This is a genomic window from Mojavia sp., assembly GCF_059505145.1.
This window is the reverse complement of record NZ_JCACKA010000036.1, coordinates 47205-71771: the sequence shown is the minus strand read 5'-3', so window position 1 is coordinate 71771 and position 24567 is coordinate 47205. Positions and strand designations below refer to the sequence as shown.

The following is a 24567-nucleotide window of genomic DNA, read 5'->3' as shown; positions in this document are numbered from 1 at the left end:
GTAGTTACAAATGTATCTCATACCAATTCGTAATTAAAGAAGTTAAGTTGAATCTGGATTTCCAAGTATCTATCTGTAGTCTTATCTTGGAGAATTGGTATCAGCCTTGTGGCAGTTCTATCCAAAACTGGCTTCCCTGCCCTAAACTAGATTCGACCCCGACGCGTCCTCCCAAGCGTTCGATGCCCTTTTGAACGATCGCTAGCCCTACTCCCGTTCCCGAATAAGTATCTGCGGCATGAAGCCGTTCAAATACGCCAAAAATCCGTTCTTGAAATTCAAGTTCAATACCAATACCGTTGTCGGCAATCCATAAACGAATCCAATCTTCGCGTTTTTCTGCCCAGACACGTACCTGGGGCTTAACATCAGGATTTACATACTTGAGCGCATTTGTCAATAAGTTGAGCAGTACTTGAGTCAGAATGGTGCGCTGACCAATAACCTGAGGTAGGGGAAAAGCCACGGTAATTTCGGCCTGCTTGGCTTGCCGTTCAGGTTCTAACTGAACCAAGACTTCCTGCATTACAATTGTCAAATCAACTGCCTGCAACTGAATCTCGGTTTGGCTAAGTCGGCTATAGGCGAGTAAGTCTTGAATTAGCTGATCCATGCGTTGAGCAGAATCGGCAATGTGTCGAGCATATTCCTGTCCCAGGTCATCTAAGCGATCGCCGTAGTCTTCCACCAGTGCCTCAATTAAGCCTCTGATGCCACGTAGGGGCGATCGCAGGTCATGGGAGACTGTATAGGCAAAGCGTTTTAACTCCTGGTTGACTTCTGCAAGTTGGGCTGTCCGTTCCTGTACCCGTTGCTCTAGGGTTTCATTGAGATGCCTGACTGCCATCTCTGCGGCTTTGCGATCGCTAATATCTTTAATAACACTAATAAAGTAGTCTGGTGTTCCTCCGCTTTGCCGCACCAGCGCCACAGTTAAGTAAGCCCAAACGAGAGAGCCGTCTTTACGAATATAGCGTTTCTCCATTGAGAAAGTCTGAATTTCACCTGCCAATATCTGCTGGACATAGGCTAAATCAATTTCTAAATCATCAGGATGAGTAATATCTTGAAACGTTTTTTGGAGTAATTCTTCGTAGGAATACCCTAAAATGTCGCAGAGTTTTTGGTTGACTCGCAGCCACCGTCCATCGAGAGCAACATGGGCAATGCCGACGGCTGCCTGATTAAAAGTAGCTCGAAATCGCTCTTCGCTGGCTCTCAATTCTTCTTCGGCTCGTTTGCGTTCTCGAATATCACGGGAAATGGTTGCCAGATTCAGGGGTTTTCCTGTTTGGCGATCGCGGTTCATAAATGTAATCTGAAGTATTGGGATCACTTCTTGCGAGGAAATGTGTTGCAAGAGGTTTTCTCCCTCCCAATGCCCCTGCTTGAGAATTGTGGGCAGAACATCATTCAGGATGAATTCTTGGTATTCAGGCGGATGAATATCTGACACCCGCAGGTGGTTTATCGGTGCAGTGGGTGACAGCCCAATCATCGCTCGACCTGCCGGATTGATATAAATTATTTGACCGTCGAGATTTGCCATACCGATGAAATCAGAGCTATTTTTTACAATGGATACCAACATTTGCTGCTCTTGTTCAATTTGCTTGCGTTCGGTAATATCTCGATTCACTTCTAAGAATCCTGTTGGGCTTCTCTGCTCATCTCGAATCAACACCTGACGACTCTCAACGATAATTTGCTGGCCGTCTTTACGAGTATGGGTTAATTCGCCCTGCCAGCGTTCTTGCTGTAGAAGAATTTCATCAAGGCAAACCCCTGGCTCAGGCAACTGGGTGTGCAAGAAGGTATGAGTTATATGACCAATTGCTTCTTCTCGCGTCCAGCCATACATTGTTTCTGCGCCTCGGTTCCAGTAAGTAATGGCTCCTTGCTCATCCCGAACGATGATCGCTTCGTATGTCAACTCAAGGAGGTCAGCTTGCCTTTGCAATATCGCTGCTTGTTGCGCTAGCTGCTGTTCTGCTTGCTTTTGAGCCGTCACATCTCGCGTCACGGCATATACTAAGCCGTTTTCAGGAGTTAAAACTGATGACCAAGAAAACCACTTGTATGACCCATCTTTACAACGGTAACGATTTTCAAAGACGAATGTAGAATTACCCAGTACCACGTTTTCAGCTTCTACAATTGTCTTTTCCTGGTCTTCAGGATGCACAAAGTTAATATACGGTTCAGCCAAAAGTTCTGCTTGGCTGTAGCCTAGAACTCTCTCCCAAGCCGGGTTAAGCTGCTTGAAGTAGCCATCGACCCCAGCAATGCACAGCATATCAAGGGAAAGGGTAAAGAACTGATTGCGCTCTTGTTCGGTTTGCTTGCGTTTGGTCACATCGATCGCTGTTACAATCACCAGCCTCCTGCCATCCGACAACTGACCGACAGGGGCAGCATAGAAATCCCAAATCCGGGTTTCACTAGTATAGGTAGTGATGGAATATTCTCCCATAGAAGTTCGGGATTCTAGGGGGAAGACGCTGGAGATCGCAGCTAGCACTTGTTCTTGGCGATCGCTATAGGCTCTTTCTGTCCAGGCTGCAATTGTGGGAATATCTTCGATGCTGTAACCTGTAATCTCTGTCCAGGCATGGTTAATTTGCAGTACTTCCCCATCTTCAGTGTGCAGGATTATGGGCAGGGGAGCATCAAGGATAGCCTTACGAAAGCGTTCTTCGCTCTGACGTAAAGCTTCTTCCGCCTGCTTGCGGTTGGTGATATCAAAGCGAATGGCAATATATTGATATGGCTTGCCCGTGTCATCCGAAAACGGCACGATAGTGGTTGCCACCCAGTAGTATGTACCATCCTTGGCGCGGTTTTTAATCTCTCCTTGCCAAACTTGCCCCCTAGCAATGGTTGCCCACATCTGCTGAAAAAACGTCTTTGGGTGATAGCCAGAATTGATAATACGATGGGTTTGCCCAATTAATTCTTCTCTGGAGTACCCAGAAAGCTCACAGAATTTGTCATTAATATAAGTAATAATTCCTTTAGCATCTGTAATTGCTACGATTGAGGATTCATCCAACGCAAACTTAATATCTGCCAGATCCTTCAGGGATTGTTGCAAAGCCGCTTCTGTCCGCATTCGCTCGGCAATTTCTTGTTCTAGAATTTGATTTGCTTGAGATAGTTCAGCCGTGCGTTGCTCTACCCTCATTTCTAGTTCAGCATAGGCATCTCTTAATGCTGACTCTGCTTGTTGACGCTTGATATCTAATCGATACAGCCCTTTTGCACAGTACCAAGTTAACCCCATAAAGGCAAGCACGTTACCCGTCACATGGAGGGAAAGTCCAAAGAAAGCATCAAACCAGCCAATTCTTTCTCCCAGCAACCGCAGCCATCCCAGCGTGAAGGGGACAGCAACCGCCGCGGGTAACAGCACCCGCGCTGTGATTCCACCAGCCGTATTGCTGGCAAATAGGCTCATCCACCCTTGATCGGGAGCTGCAAACAATATCCCAACCGAGAGCATCACAAATGCGATCGCAGTATGGAAAGCACCATACGTATACGATGCTAGACCTAATATCGGTTTGGCTCCATAAGTATAGCCGATTAAAATCTGGAGACTTATTAAAGCTGTGCTGAGTGCTGCCAATTGAACCAGCCGATAACGGACAATCCTGCTAGTCAGGAGCGACAAAGCAGTACCAAGCAGGGTAAAGTTGAATGCTGATACGGGTGACATCCGACCTGGGCTAGAGGTCGCAATGGCTCCTGGTTCTTCTGGAAACAGCAGTTGATCTATCCCCAGGTTCCAGCCGAACAAATACTCACTCAGAGTCAGCAGACCCATAATAGCAACAACTAAGGCACAACCCTTAGCCAACTGCCGTTTAATTTTTCTGGTTGATTGTAAAAAATACAACGCCAAACCCGACAGCACAAAGCCCGCTGCTGTATTGGGTTTCATCGTCACCCACTGAGGCAAGATACCCTTTAAAACATCGATGTCAAACACCCAACCAAGCAGCACAACGCAGCCGATAAAGACAACGCCAAAGCTGCAAACCTGGGAAGTTGCTTTTAGCGCAGTCAGGAGACGGCGATCGGACTGAGCAATAGTCATGATACTGAGAGTTATTTATAGAACTGAATAACAGCCAATAAGCCATTAAATTCAACCTTTTTCCATAATGCCTGTCATTATGGTTATTCGCTTGCTCCAAATGATTGAAAACAGCACATTTAGAGTACAGCCATGCGATTTAGCATCATGCACACTACCGAGACTTACAAGCATAAACTGCGATTTTGTGACAACAAGCATAAGTTGCCACAAAATTTTGTGACTTTACCCATAACTTTGCCGCTACTGGAACCATAACTTTGCCGTCAATGTCACTATAACCCTCATTCTTGCGTCAGCTAATTTTGGATGCAATTGCCAGTTTGGAACCATAAATTTGCCGCAAGTCCCAGTTGGAAGGATAAGCTTGCCGTGAGTCCAATTAAGCATAGAAAGCAGGAAAGCGCCGGATTTTTTTAGAAGGGAGCAGAAGCGGTTCATGCTGGTATGGGATAGAGACTTTCGGCTATCGAACTGTTGTGAGTAACTACTGGAGTAGTATAATATCCTCCTAACCATTGAGAACATTGCGAACAATAGCCTAAACTGGATTGCTAGTCTAACCAAATTAGTTGGCGATGACAATGAGAGCAATTTTGCACAAGAGAATGTTGATGTATTAAACAAACTCTGCCATCTTTAAATTTTTCTCGAAATTTCCATCTATGGCAGCCATATTAATTCAAAGTGAGGAATATGTAGACTTAACGTTTAAGCTCAGAGGCGCACCGATTCCTCTTGATAATGGTTATGTTATCTATAGCGCATTGTGCAGGATTTGTCCTATCCTTCACGAACTAGAGTCTATTGGTATTCATCCGATTGCTGGAATACCGACAAGAAATAATTTGCTTGAACTTACTGCTCAATCTCGCCTCAAAATTCGGATTCATCATCAACAAATTCCTTTAATTTATCTTTATTTAGCAGGTCAAGCTTTTCACATAGGTCAAAATTCTTATCAACTAGATATTCCCGACTACAAACCGTTAATTTCTTCAGAAAGTGTCTATTCCAGATTAGTCATAATTACAGGTTTTCAAGACTCGACTAACTTTATTGAAGCTGTGCAACGGCAACTGGATAATAAAGGAATACAAGGAAAAATTGAACTTCTTACCCGACAAGATGGAACACCTCAAAAAAGACAATTAACCATCAATCAAAAAGGGAAACAGTTTAAAGTTAGAGGATTTGGCATAAAAATTAGCTCACTCAACCCAGAAGATTCCTTAACGTTGCAAGAACAGGGAATTGGCGGGAAACGAAAAATGATGTGTGGAATATTTGTCCCAGCGACTCGCAGCAAGGAAGAAGAGGAAACCTGATCATGGTTGCTACCCAACCCAAAATCTCCCTATCTCTCAATGCTGCGGATACGACAATAATGCACCGCGTGGGAATGACGGGACTATACATGACTTTAAAGCGATTAGAAAAGCAATATCCCTCATCTCGTCAACGCGGAGGACATATATCATGGTCTTTGACTGCTGATACTATTGAATTATTCTGGCAAGGAAGTGTTTTTGTCGCCCTATCTTGGTTAATTAAAGGGTCTTTTCAATTAGATGATACAGGTTTAATTCATTTAACAGGATTAGACAATGATGCAATAGATTTAAGTCAGAAAATTCATATTCATGAGGGAATGTGTGCTGTTTTTCTGCGTCATAACCAGTTTTATCAAGCGGGAGAGATAGTTAACACTGAACTAAAGTTTGAAGAAAAAAAAGTCGAGTATCAATACAAATCCCTAACTTGGTACGCACATCAAACCTTTGCAGAGAAGTTATACGAAGTAGATACCCAACAACTCAGACATGATTATGTTCAAATAACCAGTTGGTTGTATTTAGGGGGAATTGTTCGCCATGCTAGGACGCAGAATACTACAAAACTAGAAGAGAAACCTGAATACGCCTTAGCATTATTATTTGTACCAGTAGTTTGTCATTATTGCTTACTTCATATCCCATCAGAAGACTTGAAGGGAAAGAAACCCCATCGCTACCTGGTGGTGATTCCAGAAATCAAGGATTTTGAAGACGCTTCTCAAAGAAGATGGCGATTACAGCAATTAGAAACAAAACAGCTTCATGTTAGTAGCCTTGGTGAAGCAGGATTACTTTATTACAGCTTAGACGATATTCAGCTTGAAGGCGACTACTATCAAGCTTGTCAAGTTTGGTTATATGAAAAAATGAATCAAGCTTCTCGTCAAAGAACATTGATGAGTATACAAGAAATTGAAATTGATAAAAATACTTTAATCACTTATCAACAGGTTCAAAAATATTTTCAAGCAAATTATCAGAAGATTAAACCTAAGCAAATTTTTATTAACGTAAATCCAATTCGCTCGCTGATTGCTGATAATTTAGTGACGGGAATTCATTGGTGGTCTAATTTTTGGGAAAAATTGGTGATAGAGGATTCAAAAGAATACTTATTTAACCAAATATTTCCCAATCGGGAAGGATTCATAAGAATGGCAGAGAATAGCGAAGAAGACAAGCAGTATCTTATTTTTATCAAGGTATTTCAGCAAGCGATGAAAGGCAATTTTGCTAAAATGTATGCTAAAGCTGAGGAAGGGAAAGACCCTCCCATTAAGAAGAAGGTTGAACGATTAAGGGCGGAGCTAAACTATTGTTATGATGAATTGTCGTTTAAGGAATATTTATCTGACTTTTTAGTAAGAGGGGGATTAAATAAGTATTTTAATCAGCATCAAGAAGAAATTTCACTACTAATCAAAAAATCACCTTGGCAAGAACTAAGAATTTGGTCATTGTTAGCGATCGCCAGTTATAAACCCAAAGATAAATCCACCAGTGGGGATGATAGTTTATCTACAAACAATCAAAAACCAGAAGAAGTGAATGATGAGTCAGAAGAAGAATGACAATAATATCCCCAATTATTATCTTTACGGAACAGTCCTCACTCGTTATGGGTTAGCCTCCTTAAATCATGACATCAGACGAGGAAATAAAACTATTCTACAAAAAGGCTATTGGAATGGTAAAATTCATTCTTTTGTAGGTTCTAGCGCGATTCGTTGGGCGTTACGCTTTTATCTTCAAAAGCAAGGTTATTTAGTTAATCGAGTTTGGGATGAAGATGAACATATTAATCGGTTAACAAGTGAAGATTTTGATCCAGAACAATTTTATGATGATGATATTTTTGGGTTTGCTTTATTAGAGTCTGCGGAGACAGAGGAGGAGACTTCAACAACAAAGAGAAAAAAGAAACAAAAAAAAACCAGCACTCCTAATCAGCGAATTGGTGCTTTAGCGATGAATATGGCTGTTTCGCTAACGCCTTATGATGGTGCAGTCAAGTTAGGGGCGAAAAGTGGCAGGGAAAAGGATAGTACATCGCTCCATATTACAGAATATCACGCAACTCGATATCAATATTATTTTGGAATTAATGCCACTCATCTCAAAAACTATTCGCGGATTTTACCTCTGATAGATGGGATTATGGAATTACCCAAGGTAGGAGGGAGTAGCAATATTTTTAACTATCCTTTCTGTCCCGATAGTTTGGTATTGCAATGGACAAATAATTTTGCTTCATACATTTCCTATTGCTTTGAATATTGTGAGCCTAAGAGTAAGGAAGCAAAATTTACAAAAGAATTTATCGATGAAGTGGAATGCGGACAGATTGACCCTAGCCAATTGTGGATTGGGGGAACAATGGTCAAAGAGTTACAGGAATTGGATAATTTTGAGAATTCCACTTTTAATAAGGCGCATATTTATCGTAATCGAAATGAACTGATTGAAGACTTGAAAACAGTCATTAAAAGAGATTTGGGCTTAGAAGAATCAAAATGATTGCACCATTAATTCTCTATTTGGATGTTCCCTTTGCGACTTTTCGGGAGTCCCATGCAAGAGAAATGGGAAAAACCTATCCTGTCCCATCTCCAGCAACAGTGTATGGGATGTTGTTGTCTTTGGTAGGGGAAACGGATGTTTATCGCCACTGTGGGGTAGAATTGGCGATCGCAATGTTATCTAGCCCCAAAAAGTCGCGAATTTTGCGTCAAATGAGACGGTTTAAAAATGCTGATTTTAGCCATCCAGAGAATGTTATTCCCGGTTATCAAGAAATTTTGTCTAATCTCAAGTGTTTGATTTGGGTTCGTTCTGAGGGGGAGAAAATACAACCAAGTTTAAGGGAGAGGATACAGTTAGCGTTTGACCATCCTGAGCTAGTAAGACGATTTGGTTGTTTATTTTTAGGAGAAAGTGATCAGTTGATTAAATCAATCAAACTTGTCTCCCAAGATTATCTTGGGGGGGTGAGACAGTGGGTAATTAGGGATAATCGAGGTAGGTTAACCTTACCCTATTGGGTTGACCATGTGGGGTCAAGAAATACCCGATTTTTGAGGTATCGGATTGAGGAAATGTCAAGCTCACCTCCTCCTGATTTGGCGTGGACGATGATTCAATCTCCAATTTGACAAGTATCTCTTATTGGAAAGGGAATTCAGGGTAAAAGAATGGCGGCAAGGTTTACACGGTAAGGGATATGGGAATTGAGGCAAGGAAAAAGGTGCTTGCTATTTTTGGAAAAGTTGATCAGCACTGGGTTTGAGGGGCTGAAAATAAGGGAAACTTTGGTAGGTTTTGAGTTTTTGGTTTCTTGATCTGGAAGGTACTTGTAAGATTGTAAATGAGCCTTCCTCAGTTAAGGATTTTCAGCTTTGCTGTGATTCGTGGCTTGATGCCGTTAGGCGTTGCTCAAGTACGGGTCTCAACAAGCACAAATTCCTTTTTTGCAGGTGATTCGTGGCTTGATGCCGTTAGGCGTTGCTCAAAATAGAGAAGAATGGTACGAACGGGGTAGACAAATTTGTGATTCGTGGCTTGATGCCGTTAGGCGTTGCTCAAACTAGGGCGAATCAAGCAGCTTGATGAATGTAGAGAAGAAATTATGCGCTGGAAGGTTGTCAGAGTTGCTGCTTTGCGAGAAAACTGTTCTCAAAGAGCCAGTGCATTTCTAGAAAGTGAACTTGACAAAGCATACAAAAAAGAGAGGTGATTGAATCACCTCTCCAAGTCGATGGGATAAATGCTTTGTGTGTTATGCTACGTCGGCTACAAGTAAGCCATTAACAGCGATGATGATTATTTGCGCTGCCAAAGGAGTGTCACAGCATTGCCTGTCATCGCTATTACAGGGTTGTGCTATCCATTTACTTTCCAGATTTTGGTAGAAAGTGCCAAGTAGTTGAGAACCATTCCAGACTCGATACAGTTCACCCAAGTCATCTGCTACTGAGTCAATTTCAATTTCTGGTGCTACTGGGTCGGCCAGGTGGTCAATATATTCCTCAAACTCTGATTCAGCCAAGGCTGAGTTGCTAAAGTCATCTTGTACAATCATCATGAGTGACCTCATTAACGGGGTTGAACAAAAGGCGATCGCATTTCTCTTGCCGGAGGGCGATCGCCTTTTTGATTTCATAAGATATATTAGTAACTTTAGTAGCTAAAAAGCAAGAAGATATCCAAAACTTTAATGAGTCACTTCTACAACGCTAAGGAAGTCGCTCAGAGAAATATTCAATGCAGCACAAATAGCCTCTAATACTTTTATAGAAACACTTTCAGACTCACCATACTCTAGTTTTTTAATGTTTTGATGGGAGCATTCACCTCCCTTGGCTGCAATTTCATCAGCTAGTTTCTGCCGCGATTTTTTCCCACGCAATCGCTTTAAAAGCTCTCCTCTGTCTTTATTCCAAGCAACGAATACAACATCTGTAATATAAATATACATTTTTGTTTCTTTTTTACCCTTATCGCTCATATAATAGCTACACCAGTAAACAAATAGTAGAATTTTGGGCTACTACAGTTTACAAACTATGAGGATGTAGGATAAAAGCGATCGCGTCAAAATTGATTTAGTTTACGGGGCTTGCCGCAAATTGGTTTGTCCTGGGTTCACAATACTCATGATCAATGAAATAAGTCGTTGATCACCTTGCTGGCAATGTGTGTGCAACATTCGGAATACAGCGGCTTTTAAGAACGCGCGATCGCTAATCCCCATCTCTTCGCAGTGGGTTGCACAACGATTGAGCGCATCCATCAATTCTTGGTCAGAACTAGGCGCAATTTTCGCAGATTTGCACCAAGACTGGAAATACCTTAGCCAACTTATAAATTCAGCGTTTAGCACGTCTCTTTCATATCGTTCTCTGATATGGAACACTTCATCCCAAGTAATCACCTCTTCAGTGTTTGGGCCAAACTCGATTTGCCATCGCGGTAGTTGACCAGTTGGTGCAAGTGTACCAGCAAAAGGCTGACTGTTTTCGAGAGAGAGTCTGATTCCTGTACAGTTGTAAGGGTCAAACGATTTGCGACGAGTGCCGTCATTCCTCAAGAGAATATCCTTCGCAAGTTTGTAGCGAGAGTTACATTTATTTCCCATTGGAACAAGGTTACGCAAATTTGAAGCAGCAAATGGGTATTTGCTTTCTGCCAGGTAATGATCCAATGCTTCACGGGGTGCTTCTGGTGCATCAAAGTACTCACACCCACAGAAAGGACATGTATGAGAGGGAGCCGCATCATAAATTACCTTGTAGTGCTTATCGCGGATTTCCAGTTTTGTGAGAAGTTCAAACCCAAATTCAAAAAGTTTTTTTACTGGCTCATGAATGACTTCTGGCAAATCACCGATAGCTTCACAGTTCAATTGGCAAGACAAGAGAAGATCAATCTGATTTTGGTCATGGAATGCTTGAAGAATTCGGTTCTGTTCTGCGGTGGTAAGCTTTTCTAAAGCTGTCTTGTAATTATTCAACCTATCTTCCAGCCCTCGGCGTTTTTCCAACCTTTTTCGGTATTGCGCTGGAATAATTTCAGGCCATGCTGGCAGAGTGGCTGCTGCTTTTAGGCTTGTATGAATTGAACACAGAATCTCGCGTAAGCATTCGTGAAGCCAATTTTCCGCTGTTGCCGAAACGGGATACCCAAACAGCATCCTACACCTCATCCCTATTTGTTAGCTGCAACAGTCGATCAACAAGAAATGCTTTCTCAACAGAATCACCTAGATGCTGCATCCCTGCCCTAATCTCTTCGGGATTTTCACTCTCCATAAGCCTTTTAATCTCATCATGAGGAACTTGTGACATAGGCGGGCGAACGTTAAAGCATTCCTCAATGATTGTGTCGAATGTAGTGCCAAATGTCTCAATATTAGGATTTTGGACTTGAATCTTCCCTTCTTCGTCTTTGCTAAAAATAAAAACTTTGTCTCTATGCATATCAGAGGGGACGAAAGGCGAGTGTGTTGTTAGTAAGCACTCTTGTTCAGTAGCTTTAGCTGATTCTCTGCGATCGCCATGTGTAGTAGGCAGATCCAATATGCGTGAAATGAATTTCACCCGCCATAGCGGATTGAAATGCGACTCAGGCTCATCAAGCAGGAAAAGTACATTAGGAAATGACAACATACAAAATGTTCCAAGAATCTGCCCAAGCTGATGCTCGCCATCGGAAAGCGATACGTAGTCTACCTCTTTGCCAGTCCTTTGAGCAGTAAACATAACGCTTTCAAATCGGAAAACCTTATCTTCATCCTGAGGCTCTGGAAGACGTGAAGCAAACCTTCTCGATTTGGTGTCTTTCCGAAACCGCTCACGGGTTTTCTTGGGAAGTACCAAGTCGTTTAACATTGCGAACTTGTGGAATGACGAGTACAAATCAAGCGTGTTGTTCCAAAAGGAGCGAAACGCTTCTCTTGTCTGGTCATTTATCCAATAGTCAAAGGTATACGTCTCTGTTTTATCGTCATAGGTGTAGCAGGTAGCGCAACGTTGGAGCTGATCGAGATAATCTTCCAGTTCCTTGGTAAGTTGTATTCCTTTTCGCGTACTTTGTGAGCCTCTCCTACTTGGAATCTTCGGGGCTGCACTGTGTGCAAGTTGGACTATGCAACGAAATGAGTGCAGGTTTTGCAGTTTTGCATCCTGTAGCAGAAAATCCCACTGGGAAGCATCACCCAACAGGAGATTTGCCACAAAAACTTCAAGGTGCGTTCCATAGTCAATCAGCATTAGCCGAGTATCGGGAACGCGTTTTGGCTCGTGTAATGCACTTTCGGTTACATCCTTCGCGTACCCACTGCGACTTAAGAGGAACGGCAAACTAAGCGTTTCATTATCGCCTGACGTATAGCCAACAATCTTTTGAGGTAAAAGTTTATGGGTTTCAGGAGCTTTGAGGTCACATTCTATCCAGTCGTATTCATCTTCATCTCTCCGCTCAATTACAAGGCTTGGACGATTTTTACGACTGGCTTTCCGTGAAATGCGGACACGGACAGGTAGCTGCTCATCTTCTGGGTGAATGAGGTACTCAAGCTCGAAATGCAAGTCTGGCCCTTCGGAACGTTCTTCATTGGGAAGGCATGTGTGGAAAACAGACTGAAAAATTTCTGTTAGCACTTGCAAGAATTGAGATTTTCCTGCGCCATTCGGACCAATAAGACATAAAGGATCAAACCCAGAATAGCCACTAAATGGACTTCGTAACTGTAAGTTCAGTCCATCAAGTAGCCCCCCGCAAGTTTTAGCATAAATGATGTGAACCCTTAAAAGCTTCATTTGCCTGCCCGAAAAAAACGCATCGCTTGCTCCTCTTGATCGAAGACCTGGGTAAGAATTGGCTTGGCTTCACTGAGGAGTGTAAACAGGATATCTTTTAGTGAGTCATAATCACCAGTGAGGTTTTCACGCAGTTCATCGAATGAAAATTTGTTCTGAGGTAATTGCCGAATTGCTTCTTTGACAGATTCTTTGGTCATTTTGGTCATGGCTGGTTTTCTAGAAGTTATGTCTCTCTTAGCTTTGGCGGGTTGTGCTGCTCGCTCAGCGTGAATCCGCTCCAACAGCACAGATGCTGATTCATCATTGGGGTCTTGGGGTACGAGTTCGCCACGAAAGGCTTTAGCCAAGAGTACTGGTGTTAAACGCTCGATCTGAGTACAGGCGGCTTGATAGTGGGCTTCGAGGCGATCAGCATAAGCGAACAGCGATTCGACACGACGAACAATTTCTTGCTGTTCATCAAGTGGCGGAATAGGTAGGGGCATAGAACGGAATCTTTGCAAGCTTATTTTTTGTTGGGCAACGCCAGCAGTTATCTCCTTTATTAGCGATCTAATCAAACTACTCTCGATAAACAGTGACAACAGTTTTATACTTACTATTTCAGGATTAACTTTTATCCGTATACAATCGGCTGTAATCACTGAAATAGGTCTATCTAGAGGGAAGACTGCGACATCTCCGGGTGGATCACCCATTTTAGTAATTAGTAGATCACCGGGTTCGACTCTATGTGCCCATAGTTCTTGAGCTTTTTGTTCACTTATAAACTTTGTTGTTTCGTTACCAAAATTTTTCCTGCGTATATCTCGCACAAATACCAATGGAATACCTGCATCTCTATAATCTTTAACAGTCAGGTTGCTTCCGAATGGACCAATTGAAAGTGAGTGCTTTTCAGAAAATTTAATTAAGTCAGGATTGAGCCATACCCAACCATCAGGAATAACATAATCAAGCGAATTGATTGCACTAAGAAAATCACCTATAGGTTCGATCTGTATTAATTCAACTGTGTTACTGATTCTGACAGTATTGTCTTCTCGCCAGCTTTCCGTTAGCTTTCCCGATACTGCTAAATCAAGAATGTTTTGGCGGAAACGTTTGAGAATGCGCGGCACACGATCTAGTCTCTCTTGACAGGCATCTACCCGCATCAGCAGGACATCGAGCTTATCGGCGATGCGTTTTTGTTCGTTGAGGGGGGCTAGCGGAATCTGATGAGCCTTTAGAATAGTTTGGTTTATGTTCTGTTGGGCTCCTCCCTGCCCTTTAGCAACCAATAGATCCCTAGCATTTTTGAGTGCGTGGAATAGGTAGCGCAGTTCTATAACTTCCTGATATGTACAGCAAAATGCGATTGCCTGATTTGTTGCACATGTGATACCAGTAATGCCAAGTTTGCCGATAGAACCGTACATGGCAACTAGCAATGTTTTTGGTGGTAAAAGTTGTGCTGAGCTATTAAGTAGTCCCTCCTCAGTAATGTGGGTTTGGGCATACGTAACTATTCCGTCATTTAGATCTCCAATGACAAGCCACGGGATAGTACCGTTCACATAGAAACGTGGATTAGTTCTCTTGGGGGTTCCTCCACTACCCCAGTTGCCGAGATCCTCAAGCGGAGTCATGATCCACCCATCTGGAAGCTCACTCATGCTTCAATCTCCTCACCCAACTCCTCTAGAATTTCCTGCAATTCTGTCAGAGCAGCTTCCAGTTCACTCATCGCTTCTTGTACAAGCAACTCTGGTTCGGTGAGTTTGCTATTATTCTCTTCGTTTTCATCCTTAAGCCAAGCAATATACAAGTTTTCACCGCGTTTGGCGATCAAATCACGGGTAAATCTTCTAAAACGCCCTTGCTCGCCAGTATCTACACGCTTGGCAAGACTTTCTGGCATACCAAGAGGGTCATCGCCAAAGGCAACTTCAAACTCGGCAAAGTGCTTACGTGTAAGTTGAGTTCGCTTGCCAAACTGCGATATGTTAGTACGCAGATCGTATACCCAAACTTCTTGGGTATTACCGTTTTCTTTTTTACCACGTGTGAAAAACAGCACGTTAGTCTTAACACCTGGAGCATAAAAAATACCACTTGGTAGGCGCAAGATGGTATGTAGGTTGCACTTTTCCATCAATTCAGTGCGAATCTGCTTACCGACATTGCTGTCAAATAACACACTGTCTGGAAAAACTGCCGCAGCACGACCACCAGGCTTGAGACCACCATAAATGTGTTGCAGAAAGCAAAATTGTTTATTACTGGTAGAAAAAGTGAAGTCTTTGCGAGTAGGTAGACCACCCCCTTTCTTGGAGCCGAAAGGTGGATTGGTAAGGATCAGCGTTGCTTTCGGCAATGCTTCTCCCTCTGGCGAAAGCGTATCGCCGTAGCGGATACCTGCCCCTTGCGGGTCAAACTCTAGCCCATGCAGCATTAGATTCATTAAAGCCAGACGGTGCGTGTCCTGCACATGCTCCATACCGTAGAAGGTATTGCTACGGTACTTGCGTTGCTGTTTTTCTGTCCAGATATCCGGGTCACTGTTTTCGCGTATGTAGCGATTGGCGGCGATTAAAAAACCGCCTGTTCCTGCTGCGGGGTCTTGAATAACATCCTTCAACGTAGGGCGCATAACATGCACCATACTATCGATCAGCGGACGGGGTGTAAAGTACTGACCAGCACCGGATTTCTTTTCATTAGCGTTCTTCTCCAGCAGCCCTTCATACACGTCGCCCAATCCTTCTTGCCGGGCGCTATACCAGTCAAGCTTGTCAATCTCAGTAACTAGTGTAGAAAGTGTATTGGGCTTGTTGATAGAGGAATTGGCGTTGGCAAAAATTTCTTTAACAAGTGTGGAACCGCGACTACCAAGGTGGATCAACAGCAATTTGTAAAAATCCAGACGCTCATTTGCTGCCTTGCCTTCCAGATCGTCCCACCGATAACCCTCTGGAAGCAGGTTTTCAGTGCGGGTCTCTTTCGCCATCTTCAGAAACAGCAGGTACGTCAGTTCAATAACGTATTGGTGATACGTCACGCCATCATCTTTGAGGACGTTACAGAGATTCCAGAGCTTGGCAATTAGGTCGTAGGTCGTGGTACTCATAAGCGAAAATTTATCTTACCCCTAAGGGGTATCTGCTGCGTCAACTATTTTTCCAGCAGTTTTTGTGATGGCTTTCGATGACACTTAATCTTAGTTACAAATCACTATATTGCCGCCATTTCTCTGAATTTGTAAACAGAGTGAATCTATAATAATTGTTTCTCGTAGTAGCAATCGCTCGTGACCTTGTAGAAACAGTTCGCTGCAACGTTATTATCGACTGGACACATAAAGCGTTTAACTACATTTCCGCCCATTAGTCAAGCTTTTACTTCGGAAATACGACATCCACCAGAAAAGCAGGAGAAAGCGATGGTGACAGTGCTGCAACAGGCAGAATTGCTGTGTAAAGATTGGGCTGCGTGAGGGGGCAAGAGTGCGATCGCCCCAGTAAAAATATAAGGATGTCAACACACGAAAAATCGTTGGTGTTTATATTGGCGATCGCAGTTGTGAAGGAGCAAAAGGTACTTATCCAATTTAACTGCTAACTTATGATAAATGTCGTATAACCATACAAAAATCACAGACTGAACCGATCTAGGAAAGCAATTGTCTCTTCTCTTCTAAACTCCTTTAAGCATAAATCTTTATTTATACTAAACTTCTATAACTTTAATTCCAGACTAAAATTACCGAACAATATCTTGCCCAATTCCTTAAAATCTGACCCAAACAGCTGGGATACAGTAATCTTCGCCTTCTCGCACACAGGAATAATCAACTTCACCAAATGATAAGGTTGACTTTGATTTCTTGTTGAGGCTATCCTCAACGATTCCATGATTCCCCCTAAATCTCCCAATAACTTCACATCCTTTCCAATTGCTTGTTCAAACACTAACAAAATCAATTGTAATTTTCGGGTTAACTCAATCGGGATGGGTTTATATCCTAATTGGGGAGTAAGTGTAATTAATTCGCTAATTCCTTGAATATTAATTTGATATTTCTCTATTTCCTCTTCGCCTTTAATTTCCTGTCCTAACCACCCGTAACAACGAGAGCAAAATCCCGCAGGTGAAAGCCTAGCCATCACAGGTAAACGCGAACCACAATGAGGACATTCTTCTATTAATCGCTGTTTGTGAATCAAACAAAATTCTACATCCTTAAATGACCATAATAATGGTTCATAAATAGTTTTGTTCTCCTGCTTCCACTCTTGCCAACAACAAGGACACCAAGCGCGATAGTTCCGAAATAACCCCTTGTCATAAATCATTCCTTTCCAGCTTAAAAGGGTCAAAAAGCGTAAATCCTGACGCATTGTTAACTCTTCTAAGACAGTGACTAACTTTCCTGTCATTTCTCGCATTCCGTTGATAGCAGGTTTAGCGTCGCTATTTCCTAATAGGTGACTTAGATTTTGTTCTAATAGCTCAGATTTATCCTCATCTTTGAGAATAAGTGGCGCAATTTCTCCCATAACGAGCTTTTGAGAGCTTAAACAATGCGCCTGCGCTAGACGATGGAGATAGCTACTAAGACTTTCTGCATAGGGAGCTCCCACAGCCACAGGTTCAAGAGAAAATAACCGACTCCGTTGCGGGATTTCTGGAGGTTTTAGGTTCCAATTTTCTGAGTAAATAGTCATCCCTCTGGGATTAACCTAAAGGCTAGTATTTTAGTTTTAACAGCCAAATTTCAGGAATTAGTTTCCGATTCACTTTTAACCTCAATGCCGTAATTAACAAAGAGAGCGGAGACAGATATCTCCAAAGCTGCCGCTAACTTAACAATATTTTTTAACGAAGGGTTACGCTCTCCGTTTTCGATACCTGAGATGTAGTTGCGGTGAAGCCCTGACTTTTCAGCCAGTTCTTCTTGGGATAAATCTAGCTCTCGCCTTCGCCGCCTAATCGCTTTGCCAAAGCGGTACTCAATACTGAAGTGTTTCTGTGTCACAAAACAATACTGAAGCAGTATCGCTGTTAAATCTACCTACTATCAGTGGTTTTTTGCACACTATAAGTGTTATAAAGTTAAGCAGTATAGCATCAGGTAAACAAGTTCCTAACTTTATGGTCTGATTTTGATAGATTCATAAAATCAAGCGCAAAGCGCTTAGTAAGGACTATATGAAAGAGCAATTTGAACAATGGGTTGCTTGCCTTCAAATATCCGAGGCAGGGCAAAAAATTATTGAGAAAGTCCGCACATCTGAACCATCCCGCCGGGTTGGTGGCGGTAGTAAAAATGTTTCGGGACGCTACCCTAGTCGCAAGATGGGAGTCACGATTCAATTTGAGTCTCATCGAGTTGAACTGCCAATTATCTATCAGTTAGAACATGATGAAGATGTTCTAGAATTCTACGATCAACCACCGCAAATTAAACTTGACTATCAAGCAAGTAACGGACGTAGATTAGGCGTTTTACAAACCCCAGATTTCTTTGTCATCCGAACTAATTCGGCTGGTTGGGAAGAGTGTAAAACTGAGCAGGATTTGAAAAAATTAGCAGAGAAAAACCCCAATCGTTACTTTTGCTCTCAAGAAGATAATCAATGGCATTGTCCGCCAGGAGAAGTATATGCTAACCAGTTTGGGCTTTATTACCGCATTCGTTCAGATAGAGAAATAAACTGGGTTCTGCAACGTAATTTGCAATTTTTAGAAGATTACTATCGCTCAGAATCCCTAGCAGTGGAAGAAACAATTGCTCAATCATTACTTGCAATTGTGTCATCTCAACCAGGAATCACTTTAGCAGAACTACTCAATCAGCCAACAGGAGCTAAATCTGACGATATTTACACCTTAATTGCTCAAGAGCAAATCTATTTTGATTTAAATGCTGCACCACTTGCTGAACCAGAAAGATGTCTCATCTTCCGTGACGAACAAACTGCTAGTGCTTATAGATTAATGGTTGAGCAGCCAAGTGTACATCTTCCGGCTATCTCTCCTGTAATCAATCTTGCCACTGGAACACCTGTTAGTTGGGACGGCAAAGGTTTAAATATCATCCATGTTGGCGAAACAGAGGTTATACTTAGCGCAGAAAATAATCAGTTAATTGAACTCAAGAAAGCTATATTTGAGAATCTGGTTCGCCAAGGAAAAATCACAAGTCTCCAAACACCAGAAAAAACAGCTATTAGCACAGAATCTTGGCAGCGATTTTATCAAGCTAGTCCTGAAGACCAAGCAGAAGCTCTTGAACGCTACAGAACTATCGAACCTTACTTAAACGGACATCCCCCAGAAAACGAAACAATACCAGCCCGTACCATTCGTGACTGGAAAGCTAAATATCTAACTGCACATCAAAAATACGGTTGCGGCTACATTGGGCTTTTGTCCCATCGCAGTGTCAAAGGTAATCGTCAGCGCAAGCTGCCGGAAGACACCTTAGCAATTATGGAGAAATTTATTTTAGAAGACTATGAAACGCTTAAACAAAAAAGAATGTGGGAGGTTTACGGGGCTTTAGTTCGAGCTTGCGAACAATCTGGTGTAATTGCTCCGAGTTACAAAGCATTTACTAAAGAAGTAAAACGCCGTACTGGTTACGAACAGACGAAAAAACGCCAAGGTCGGCGTGCCGCTTACCAGCATGAATCCTTCTATTGGGAACTTTCCCAAACTACCCCAAGACACGGCGATCGCCCCTTTGAAATTGGGCATATCGACCATACTCAGTTAGATGTAGAGCTAGTTTGCTCCCGTATAGGTCGCAATCTTGGCAGACCTTGGGCAACATTTTTAGTAGATGCTTACTCACGGCGATTGCTGGCAGTTTACCTAACGTTTGATTCACCCTCATATCGTTCTTGCTTAATGGTGCTAAGAATTTGTGTCAAGCGTCATGGTAGACTCCCACAAATTGTAGTCGTAGATAACGGTACAGAGTTTCACAGCGTTTACTTCGAGACACTACTAGCTACTTTTGAATGTACAAAAAAGCAAAGACCCCCAGCCAAAGCTCGTTTTGGTTCGGTTTGCGAGCGCCTATTTGGAACTTCCAATACTCAATTTGTCCATAACTTACTTGGTAATACACAAATAACTCGTAACGTCCGCCAAGTCACCAAGTTAGTTAACCCTAAAAATCAAGCTGTATGGACACTTGGTTTACTTTATGAATATCTTTGTGCTTGGGCTTACGAAGTTTACGATACAGACGAACATCCGGCACTTTTCCAGAGTCCGAGGGATGCGTTTGCTGCGGGTATGGCGATTGGTGGTAGTCGGATTCACCGCATGATTCCTTACGATGAAAACTTTCAGATTCTTACCCTACCTACCACCTCAGAGGGAAAAGCAAAAGTTCAAGCAGGACGCGGCGTAAAAATTAACTCAATCTACTACTGGTCTAATAGTTTTCGCGATCCGCAAATTGAAAATACCTCTGTTCAGATAAGATATGACCCGTTTAATATTGGTATCGCTTATGCCTTTGTTCGAGGACAGTGGGTACAGTGTATTTCTCAATATTATGCAGAACTCCAAGGTCGCTCAGAAAAAGAATTGAAGTTAGCTAGTGCTGAGTTACGCAAACGCTCCTCTAATCATGGACGACAATCTCAAGTTTCAGCTAAGAATTTAGCAGAATTTTTAGCATCGGTAGAGGCACAAGAAGCTCTACTAGAACAGCGTTCCTATGATGCAGAAGCTAGGGAAGTCTTTAGGGTAATTGAGGGCGGAAAAGCGACAACAAGCCGTAACGAAAAACCAAAGGTTATTCAAGTTCCTTTTGAAAATACTGATACTCAAGTGGCTGAAGATGAAGCAATCGTCCCAGAAACACTTGTAGTGTATGAGGAGTTTTAATTATGACACCAACTACTGGATTTCCGCTTGAACTCCTCACACGACCTGCTCCAGAAAGGCTTGCTTACTTTGAGAATTACACCGTAGCGCATCCTCGACTTAAAGAAGTCTATGAAATTCTCATGCGAACGATTGCCGAACCAGCAGGAGCTTCATTTATCTTTGTTTACGGTGCTAGTGGTGTTGGTAAAACAACTTTGCGACTCCGCGTTGAGCAGAAATTAACAGAACTAGCATTACCTAAACTGGAAAGCGATCGCAGTCGTGTTCCTGTTGTTGGTGTTGAGGCTGTAGCCCCAGAATCGAGAAACTTCAACTGGAAAGATTACTACACACGCGCCTTAATCGCCTTAGAGGAACCCTTAATCGATCACAAGTTTGATTATGGTGTGCGTGGTATCTCTCGCGATAATTTTGGAAAAATTAATGTTGAGTCGAAAGTAGTTGCACCTGCTCTACGCAGAGCTTTAGAAAATGCCCTCATCCACCGTCATCCAGACGTATTTTTTGTAGATGAAGCACAACATTTTGGCAAGATGGCAAGCGGATACAAGCTACAAGATCAATTAGACTGCCTTAAATCTGTGGCAAATATGACAGGCATTTTGCACTGTCTATTAGGAACATACGAACTACTTACATTCCGTAACTTGAGCGGTCAACTCTCACGCCGTAGCGTCGATATTCATTTCCGCCGTTATTGTGCTGACAATTCAGATGATGTACAGGCTTTTAAAAGTGTATTGTTGACTTTTCAACAGCAGATGCCACTTGCAGAGCATCCAGATTTAGTTACTCATTGGGAATATTTTTATGAACGTACATTAGGATGTGTTGGCATACTGAAAAATTGGCTAACACGCGCTCTTAAAGATGCTCTGGATCGGGAAGCAACAACAATCACTCTCAAAGACTTACAAAAACGTGCTTGGTCGGTTGCTCAGTGTCAGAGAATGTTCAAGGAAATTCAAGAGGGCGAACGACAATTATCTGAAACAGAAACAGATATACAAAACTTACGCTCTGCATTAGGACTTGGCGCAAAACCAATTGTGCTACCCGAAGAAACCCCAAAAACTACTCGTCCGCCAGGAAAGGTTGGCAAACGCAAACCTAAAAGAGATCCCATCGGAGTGCAGCAAGATGTTAGCTAGTGTATTAGAAACATACGAATCTTGGGATTTAAAAAAGCTTTCTATTCCATCTCGTAGTCGCTTGTATCAATTACAGCCTGTTGGTATTGGCACTCCATTAGTGGAAAGTTTAACTGGTTATATATCTCGGTTAGCAGAAGCTCATTGTGTTAATCCAGGGGTTTTAATGGAGAAGCAACTCGCAACGCTTGTTAACAAAGAGTATGGAGGTGCCAATTTACACAGAATATATAATTACACTACCGCACTCAACGGTAGCGGTGTCATGGCAAAGGACTTAGTTCAAGCTCTACAGAAATTAACGCTCCGTGACGACTTATGCTTTCTTACTTTACTAACTTGGGACAAACTATTCCCTTCTAGAAATTTACTACGCTCTGTTCGGGCTTGGTGTCCGAGTTGTTATCAAGAATGGTATGAGAAAAAACAATTAATTTATGAGCCTTTACTTTGGTCGCTAGATGTAGTAAAAATATGCCCCTATCACCACCATCAATTAATTTGTGAGTGTCCTCATTGTCATCAAAAAAACACTACGCTAGCTTGGCGATCGCAACCAGGATATTGTTCAAAATGTGGAGAGTGGTTAGGACTGATTCTATCCCAAGAATCAGCTAATAGGAATGCTTTGAAAAAAAATGAGCTAGAGCAGAAAATATGGTCTGCTAAGGCTCTTGGAGAATTAATTGCTGCTACTCCATATTTGAATGATGCTCTATCTCCTACTACAATCGCTCTCACTCTATCGAAGTGGGTTGAGCAAATTGCAGAAGGAAATATAGCTGAATTCGCTCGTCAGATTAATGTTCCCAGAAATACAGTTTGGCTATGGTGTAAAGGTAAAAATTTACCTTCTCTTGAAGCACTGACAAATATTTGTTACTGTTTTGGAGTATCAATTCTAAGCTTTTTGACCGAAGAAAATAATAATTTATCTCTCTCAAAGAAATTGGGAGCAACGGAAGCTAAAACTACATTAAGAACAAGGAATAAGCCATTTAATGCTGAGAGAGTCAAATTCTATTTAGAAGAGCTACTCAAAAATGATGAGTCTCCTCCTTTATCTATGGAGGAAGTTGCTAGGCAGTTAGAAGTTAATAGAAAAACGATTTACAAACATTTTCCAGATTTATGTCGTGCTATCTCTGCCAAGTATGACAGCTATCAGAAAGATTACCATAAGAAAATAATAGAGGAATGCTGCCAGGAAGTGCGACTAGTTGCTTTTGAGCTACATAATCAGGGTAAATATCCTACTGAATCTGCTGTTTCAGAGCTAGTTTCCAGACCAGGGTACTTCCGATACAAAAAAGTTAGATTAGCTCTTAGAGAAGCGAATCGCGAACTTGAGTTATGAAGCTTAAAAATTACCCAGAAATTGGAACCATAACTTTGCCGCCTTCTACTGGAACCATAAGCTTGCCATTGCGGCAAAGTTATGGGTAAAGTCACAAAATTTAATGCGGGATAGTAGTTATTAAGGGATGGAGCTAAGCGGGTTCGAACCGCTGACCTCTGCAATGCCATTGCAGCGCTCTACCAACTGAGCTATAACCCCTTGAGATGCGTTCTCTAGTATGCCTTAATAATTAATAAATTGTCAAGATATTTGACTAAAATCTAATTTATAATTGCTGCCACTCAGAACTAAATACTTAGTTATTTATTTAAGATACTTGAAGCAAATAGCTCATACAATGCCCCATGAGAAAGTACACTACTAACATGGCAGCAGCAGCAAGAGCCACCAATGTACCAGCTAACATGAGTGAGAATTCCTTACTCTCGAAAGCTTTTTCCATTAGGTGCAGCGACCAAGCTACCAGCGCTACATCAAACAACAAAATAGGAATCAACATATTTTTTAATATATATTAATAGTAGTTAATTTATATTAACACTGTTTTTAGGAACTGTCTCTGACCATAGATAGATGTGCATAAAAGATAGCTAATAGTTTAGGTAAGTATTCGTACTGGTACAGCGCGATCGCGTAAATAATTTTTAATTTGGGATACGCTTAATTGCCCATAATGTAAAAGTGATGCCAGTAAAGCGGCTTCTGCCCTGCCTTCAGTTAATGCGGCGTGGATATGTTCACAATTACCTGCGCCACCAGAAGCAATCACGGGAATTTGAACTGCATTAGCGATAGATTTTGTCAGTTCCAGGTCATAACCTGCTTGAGTGCCATCAGCATCCATACTTGTCACCAATAGTTCTCCTGCACCGCGCTTTTCTACTTCTTGTGCCCAAAGTAAGGCATCTTTACCTGTATTTTCTCTACCACCTCGCACGTATACATCCCAACCTGGATTGTTGGGGTCAACTCTTCGTCTGGCATCAATAGCAACAACTATGCACTGATTACCAAAGCGATCGCTCGCCCGATTAATCAAGTCTGGTTCGCGTACTGCCGCAGAATTAATACTAACCTTGTCTGCTCCTGCGCGTAACAAAGCTTTAACATTTTCTAAGGATTGAATACCACCACCCACAGTTAACGGAATAAAGACCTGTTCAGCGGTACGATACACCACGTCAATAATTGTGTCACGGTCTTCATGAGTCGCCGTAATATCCAGAAATACTAACTCATCCGCACCGGCTTCGTTGTAAACCTTTGCCAGTTCTACCGGATCGCCTGCATCCTTGAGGTTGACAAAGTTAACTCCTTTGACAACCCTTCCCGCCTTCACATCTAAGCACGGTAAAATTCTTTTAGATAACATGACAACTTTTTACTCCTGGGTAATTGTCCGGAATTT

General features: G+C 42.2%; 19 protein-coding genes and 1 tRNA gene. 8 read left to right on the top strand and 12 right to left on the bottom strand.

The genetic code is table 11. The features are described 5' to 3' along the window. Positions 1-100: 100 nt before the first annotated feature. A complete protein-coding gene (locus AC5JL8_RS06620) occupies positions 101-4099 on the bottom strand; it encodes a PAS domain S-box protein (RefSeq protein ID WP_495878988.1) in 3999 nt (1332 codons plus the stop codon). Positions 4100-4764: 665 nt separating this feature from the next. On the opposite strand from AC5JL8_RS06620, the gene cas6 reads away from it, so the two are divergent. The 5 genes from cas6 (at position 4765) to AC5JL8_RS06595 (ending at position 9023) form a co-directional block, all read left to right on the top strand. After that, positions 4765-5427: a type I-MYXAN CRISPR-associated protein Cas6/Cmx6 gene (gene cas6 / locus AC5JL8_RS06615; protein WP_495878987.1), complete on the top strand. Its 663-nt coding sequence runs from the start codon at positions 4765-4767 to the stop codon at positions 5425-5427. 2 nt (positions 5428-5429) lie between these two features. Further along, positions 5430-7007 carry a type I-MYXAN CRISPR-associated Cas8a1/Cmx1 gene (gene cas8a1, locus AC5JL8_RS06610; protein ID WP_495878986.1) on the top strand — a complete coding sequence of 526 codons (1578 nt, stop codon included), beginning with the start codon at positions 5430-5432 and terminating at the stop codon, positions 7005-7007. Beyond that, a complete protein-coding gene (locus AC5JL8_RS06605; protein ID WP_495878985.1) occupies positions 6985-7953 on the top strand; it encodes a CRISPR-associated protein in 969 nt (322 codons plus the stop codon). Before cas8a1 ends, AC5JL8_RS06605 begins: the two co-directional genes overlap by 23 nt. Then, positions 7950-8588 (top strand): type I-MYXAN CRISPR-associated protein Cas5/Cmx5/DevS, encoded by a 639-nt coding sequence (cas5, locus tag AC5JL8_RS06600; protein WP_495878984.1) that lies wholly within the window; start codon positions 7950-7952, stop codon positions 8586-8588. The genes AC5JL8_RS06605 and cas5 overlap by 4 nt, the downstream gene beginning before the upstream one ends. A 276-nt stretch (positions 8589-8864) precedes the next feature. Next, positions 8865-9023 (top strand): hypothetical protein, encoded by a 159-nt coding sequence (locus tag AC5JL8_RS06595; protein WP_495878983.1) that lies wholly within the window; start codon positions 8865-8867, stop codon positions 9021-9023. A 188-nt stretch (positions 9024-9211) separates the two neighbouring features. Here the strand turns inward: AC5JL8_RS06595 and AC5JL8_RS06590 are convergent, their stop codons facing one another. From AC5JL8_RS06590 to AC5JL8_RS06555, 8 genes are all read right to left on the bottom strand, one after another. Beyond that, on the bottom strand, positions 9212-9595 hold the full coding sequence (locus tag AC5JL8_RS06590) for a hypothetical protein (protein WP_495878982.1): 384 nt from the start codon (positions 9593-9595) through the stop codon (positions 9212-9214). 51 nt (positions 9596-9646) lie between these two features. Further along, positions 9647-9940 (bottom strand): helix-turn-helix domain-containing protein, encoded by a 294-nt coding sequence (locus tag AC5JL8_RS06585; RefSeq protein ID WP_495878981.1) that lies wholly within the window; start codon positions 9938-9940, stop codon positions 9647-9649. A gap of 102 nt (positions 9941-10042) precedes the next feature. Beyond that, positions 10043-11125: a hypothetical protein gene (locus tag AC5JL8_RS06580; RefSeq protein ID WP_495878980.1), complete on the bottom strand. Its 1083-nt coding sequence runs from the start codon at positions 11123-11125 to the stop codon at positions 10043-10045. Between the two features lies 1 nt (position 11126). Beyond that, a complete protein-coding gene (locus tag AC5JL8_RS06575; protein WP_495878979.1) occupies positions 11127-12752 on the bottom strand; it encodes a restriction system-associated AAA family ATPase in 1626 nt (541 codons plus the stop codon). Then, positions 12749-14413 carry a restriction endonuclease subunit S gene (locus AC5JL8_RS06570; RefSeq protein WP_495878978.1) on the bottom strand — a complete coding sequence of 555 codons (1665 nt, stop codon included), beginning with the start codon at positions 14411-14413 and terminating at the stop codon, positions 12749-12751. Before AC5JL8_RS06570 ends, AC5JL8_RS06575 begins: the two co-directional genes overlap by 4 nt. Continuing rightward, complete coding sequence (locus AC5JL8_RS06565) at positions 14410-15747, bottom strand: HsdM family class I SAM-dependent methyltransferase (protein WP_495878977.1); 1338 nt, start codon at positions 15745-15747, stop codon at positions 14410-14412. The genes AC5JL8_RS06570 and AC5JL8_RS06565 overlap by 4 nt, the downstream gene beginning before the upstream one ends. Positions 15748-16474: 727 nt before the next feature. After that, complete coding sequence (locus AC5JL8_RS06560; RefSeq protein WP_495878976.1) at positions 16475-17464, bottom strand: TniQ family protein; 990 nt, start codon at positions 17462-17464, stop codon at positions 16475-16477. 50 nt (positions 17465-17514) lie between these two features. After that, positions 17515-17775: a helix-turn-helix domain-containing protein gene (locus tag AC5JL8_RS06555; RefSeq protein WP_495878975.1), complete on the bottom strand. Its 261-nt coding sequence runs from the start codon at positions 17773-17775 to the stop codon at positions 17515-17517. 173 nt (positions 17776-17948) lie between these two features. On the opposite strand from AC5JL8_RS06555, the gene AC5JL8_RS06550 reads away from it, so the two are divergent. Genes AC5JL8_RS06550 through AC5JL8_RS06540 form a run of 3 tightly spaced genes read left to right on the top strand, consistent with a single transcriptional unit; the run spans position 17949 to position 23156 of the window. Further along, a complete protein-coding gene (locus AC5JL8_RS06550) occupies positions 17949-20645 on the top strand; it encodes a TnsB C-terminal domain-containing protein (protein WP_495878974.1) in 2697 nt (898 codons plus the stop codon). A gap of 2 nt (positions 20646-20647) precedes the next feature. Beyond that, positions 20648-21799, top strand: a complete 1152-nt coding sequence (locus AC5JL8_RS06545; protein ID WP_495878973.1) for an ATP-binding protein — start codon at positions 20648-20650, stop codon at positions 21797-21799. Next, on the top strand, positions 21789-23156 hold the full coding sequence (locus AC5JL8_RS06540; RefSeq protein WP_495878972.1) for a TniQ family protein: 1368 nt from the start codon (positions 21789-21791) through the stop codon (positions 23154-23156). Before AC5JL8_RS06545 ends, AC5JL8_RS06540 begins: the two co-directional genes overlap by 11 nt. Positions 23157-23284: 128 nt before the next feature. Here AC5JL8_RS06540 and AC5JL8_RS06535 read toward each other — a convergent pair. The 3 genes from AC5JL8_RS06535 to hisF all read right to left on the bottom strand — a co-directional run bounded on the left by AC5JL8_RS06535 (position 23285) and on the right by hisF (position 24531). Beyond that, positions 23285-23357, bottom strand: a tRNA-Ala gene (locus AC5JL8_RS06535). A 109-nt stretch (positions 23358-23466) separates the two neighbouring features. Next, positions 23467-23658, bottom strand: coding sequence for a hypothetical protein (locus tag AC5JL8_RS06530; RefSeq protein ID WP_495878971.1), 192 nt, complete (start codon positions 23656-23658; stop codon positions 23467-23469). A gap of 99 nt (positions 23659-23757) precedes the next feature. Continuing rightward, on the bottom strand, positions 23758-24531 hold the full coding sequence (hisF, locus tag AC5JL8_RS06525; RefSeq protein ID WP_495878970.1) for an imidazole glycerol phosphate synthase subunit HisF: 774 nt from the start codon (positions 24529-24531) through the stop codon (positions 23758-23760). Positions 24532-24567 lie beyond the last annotated feature (36 nt).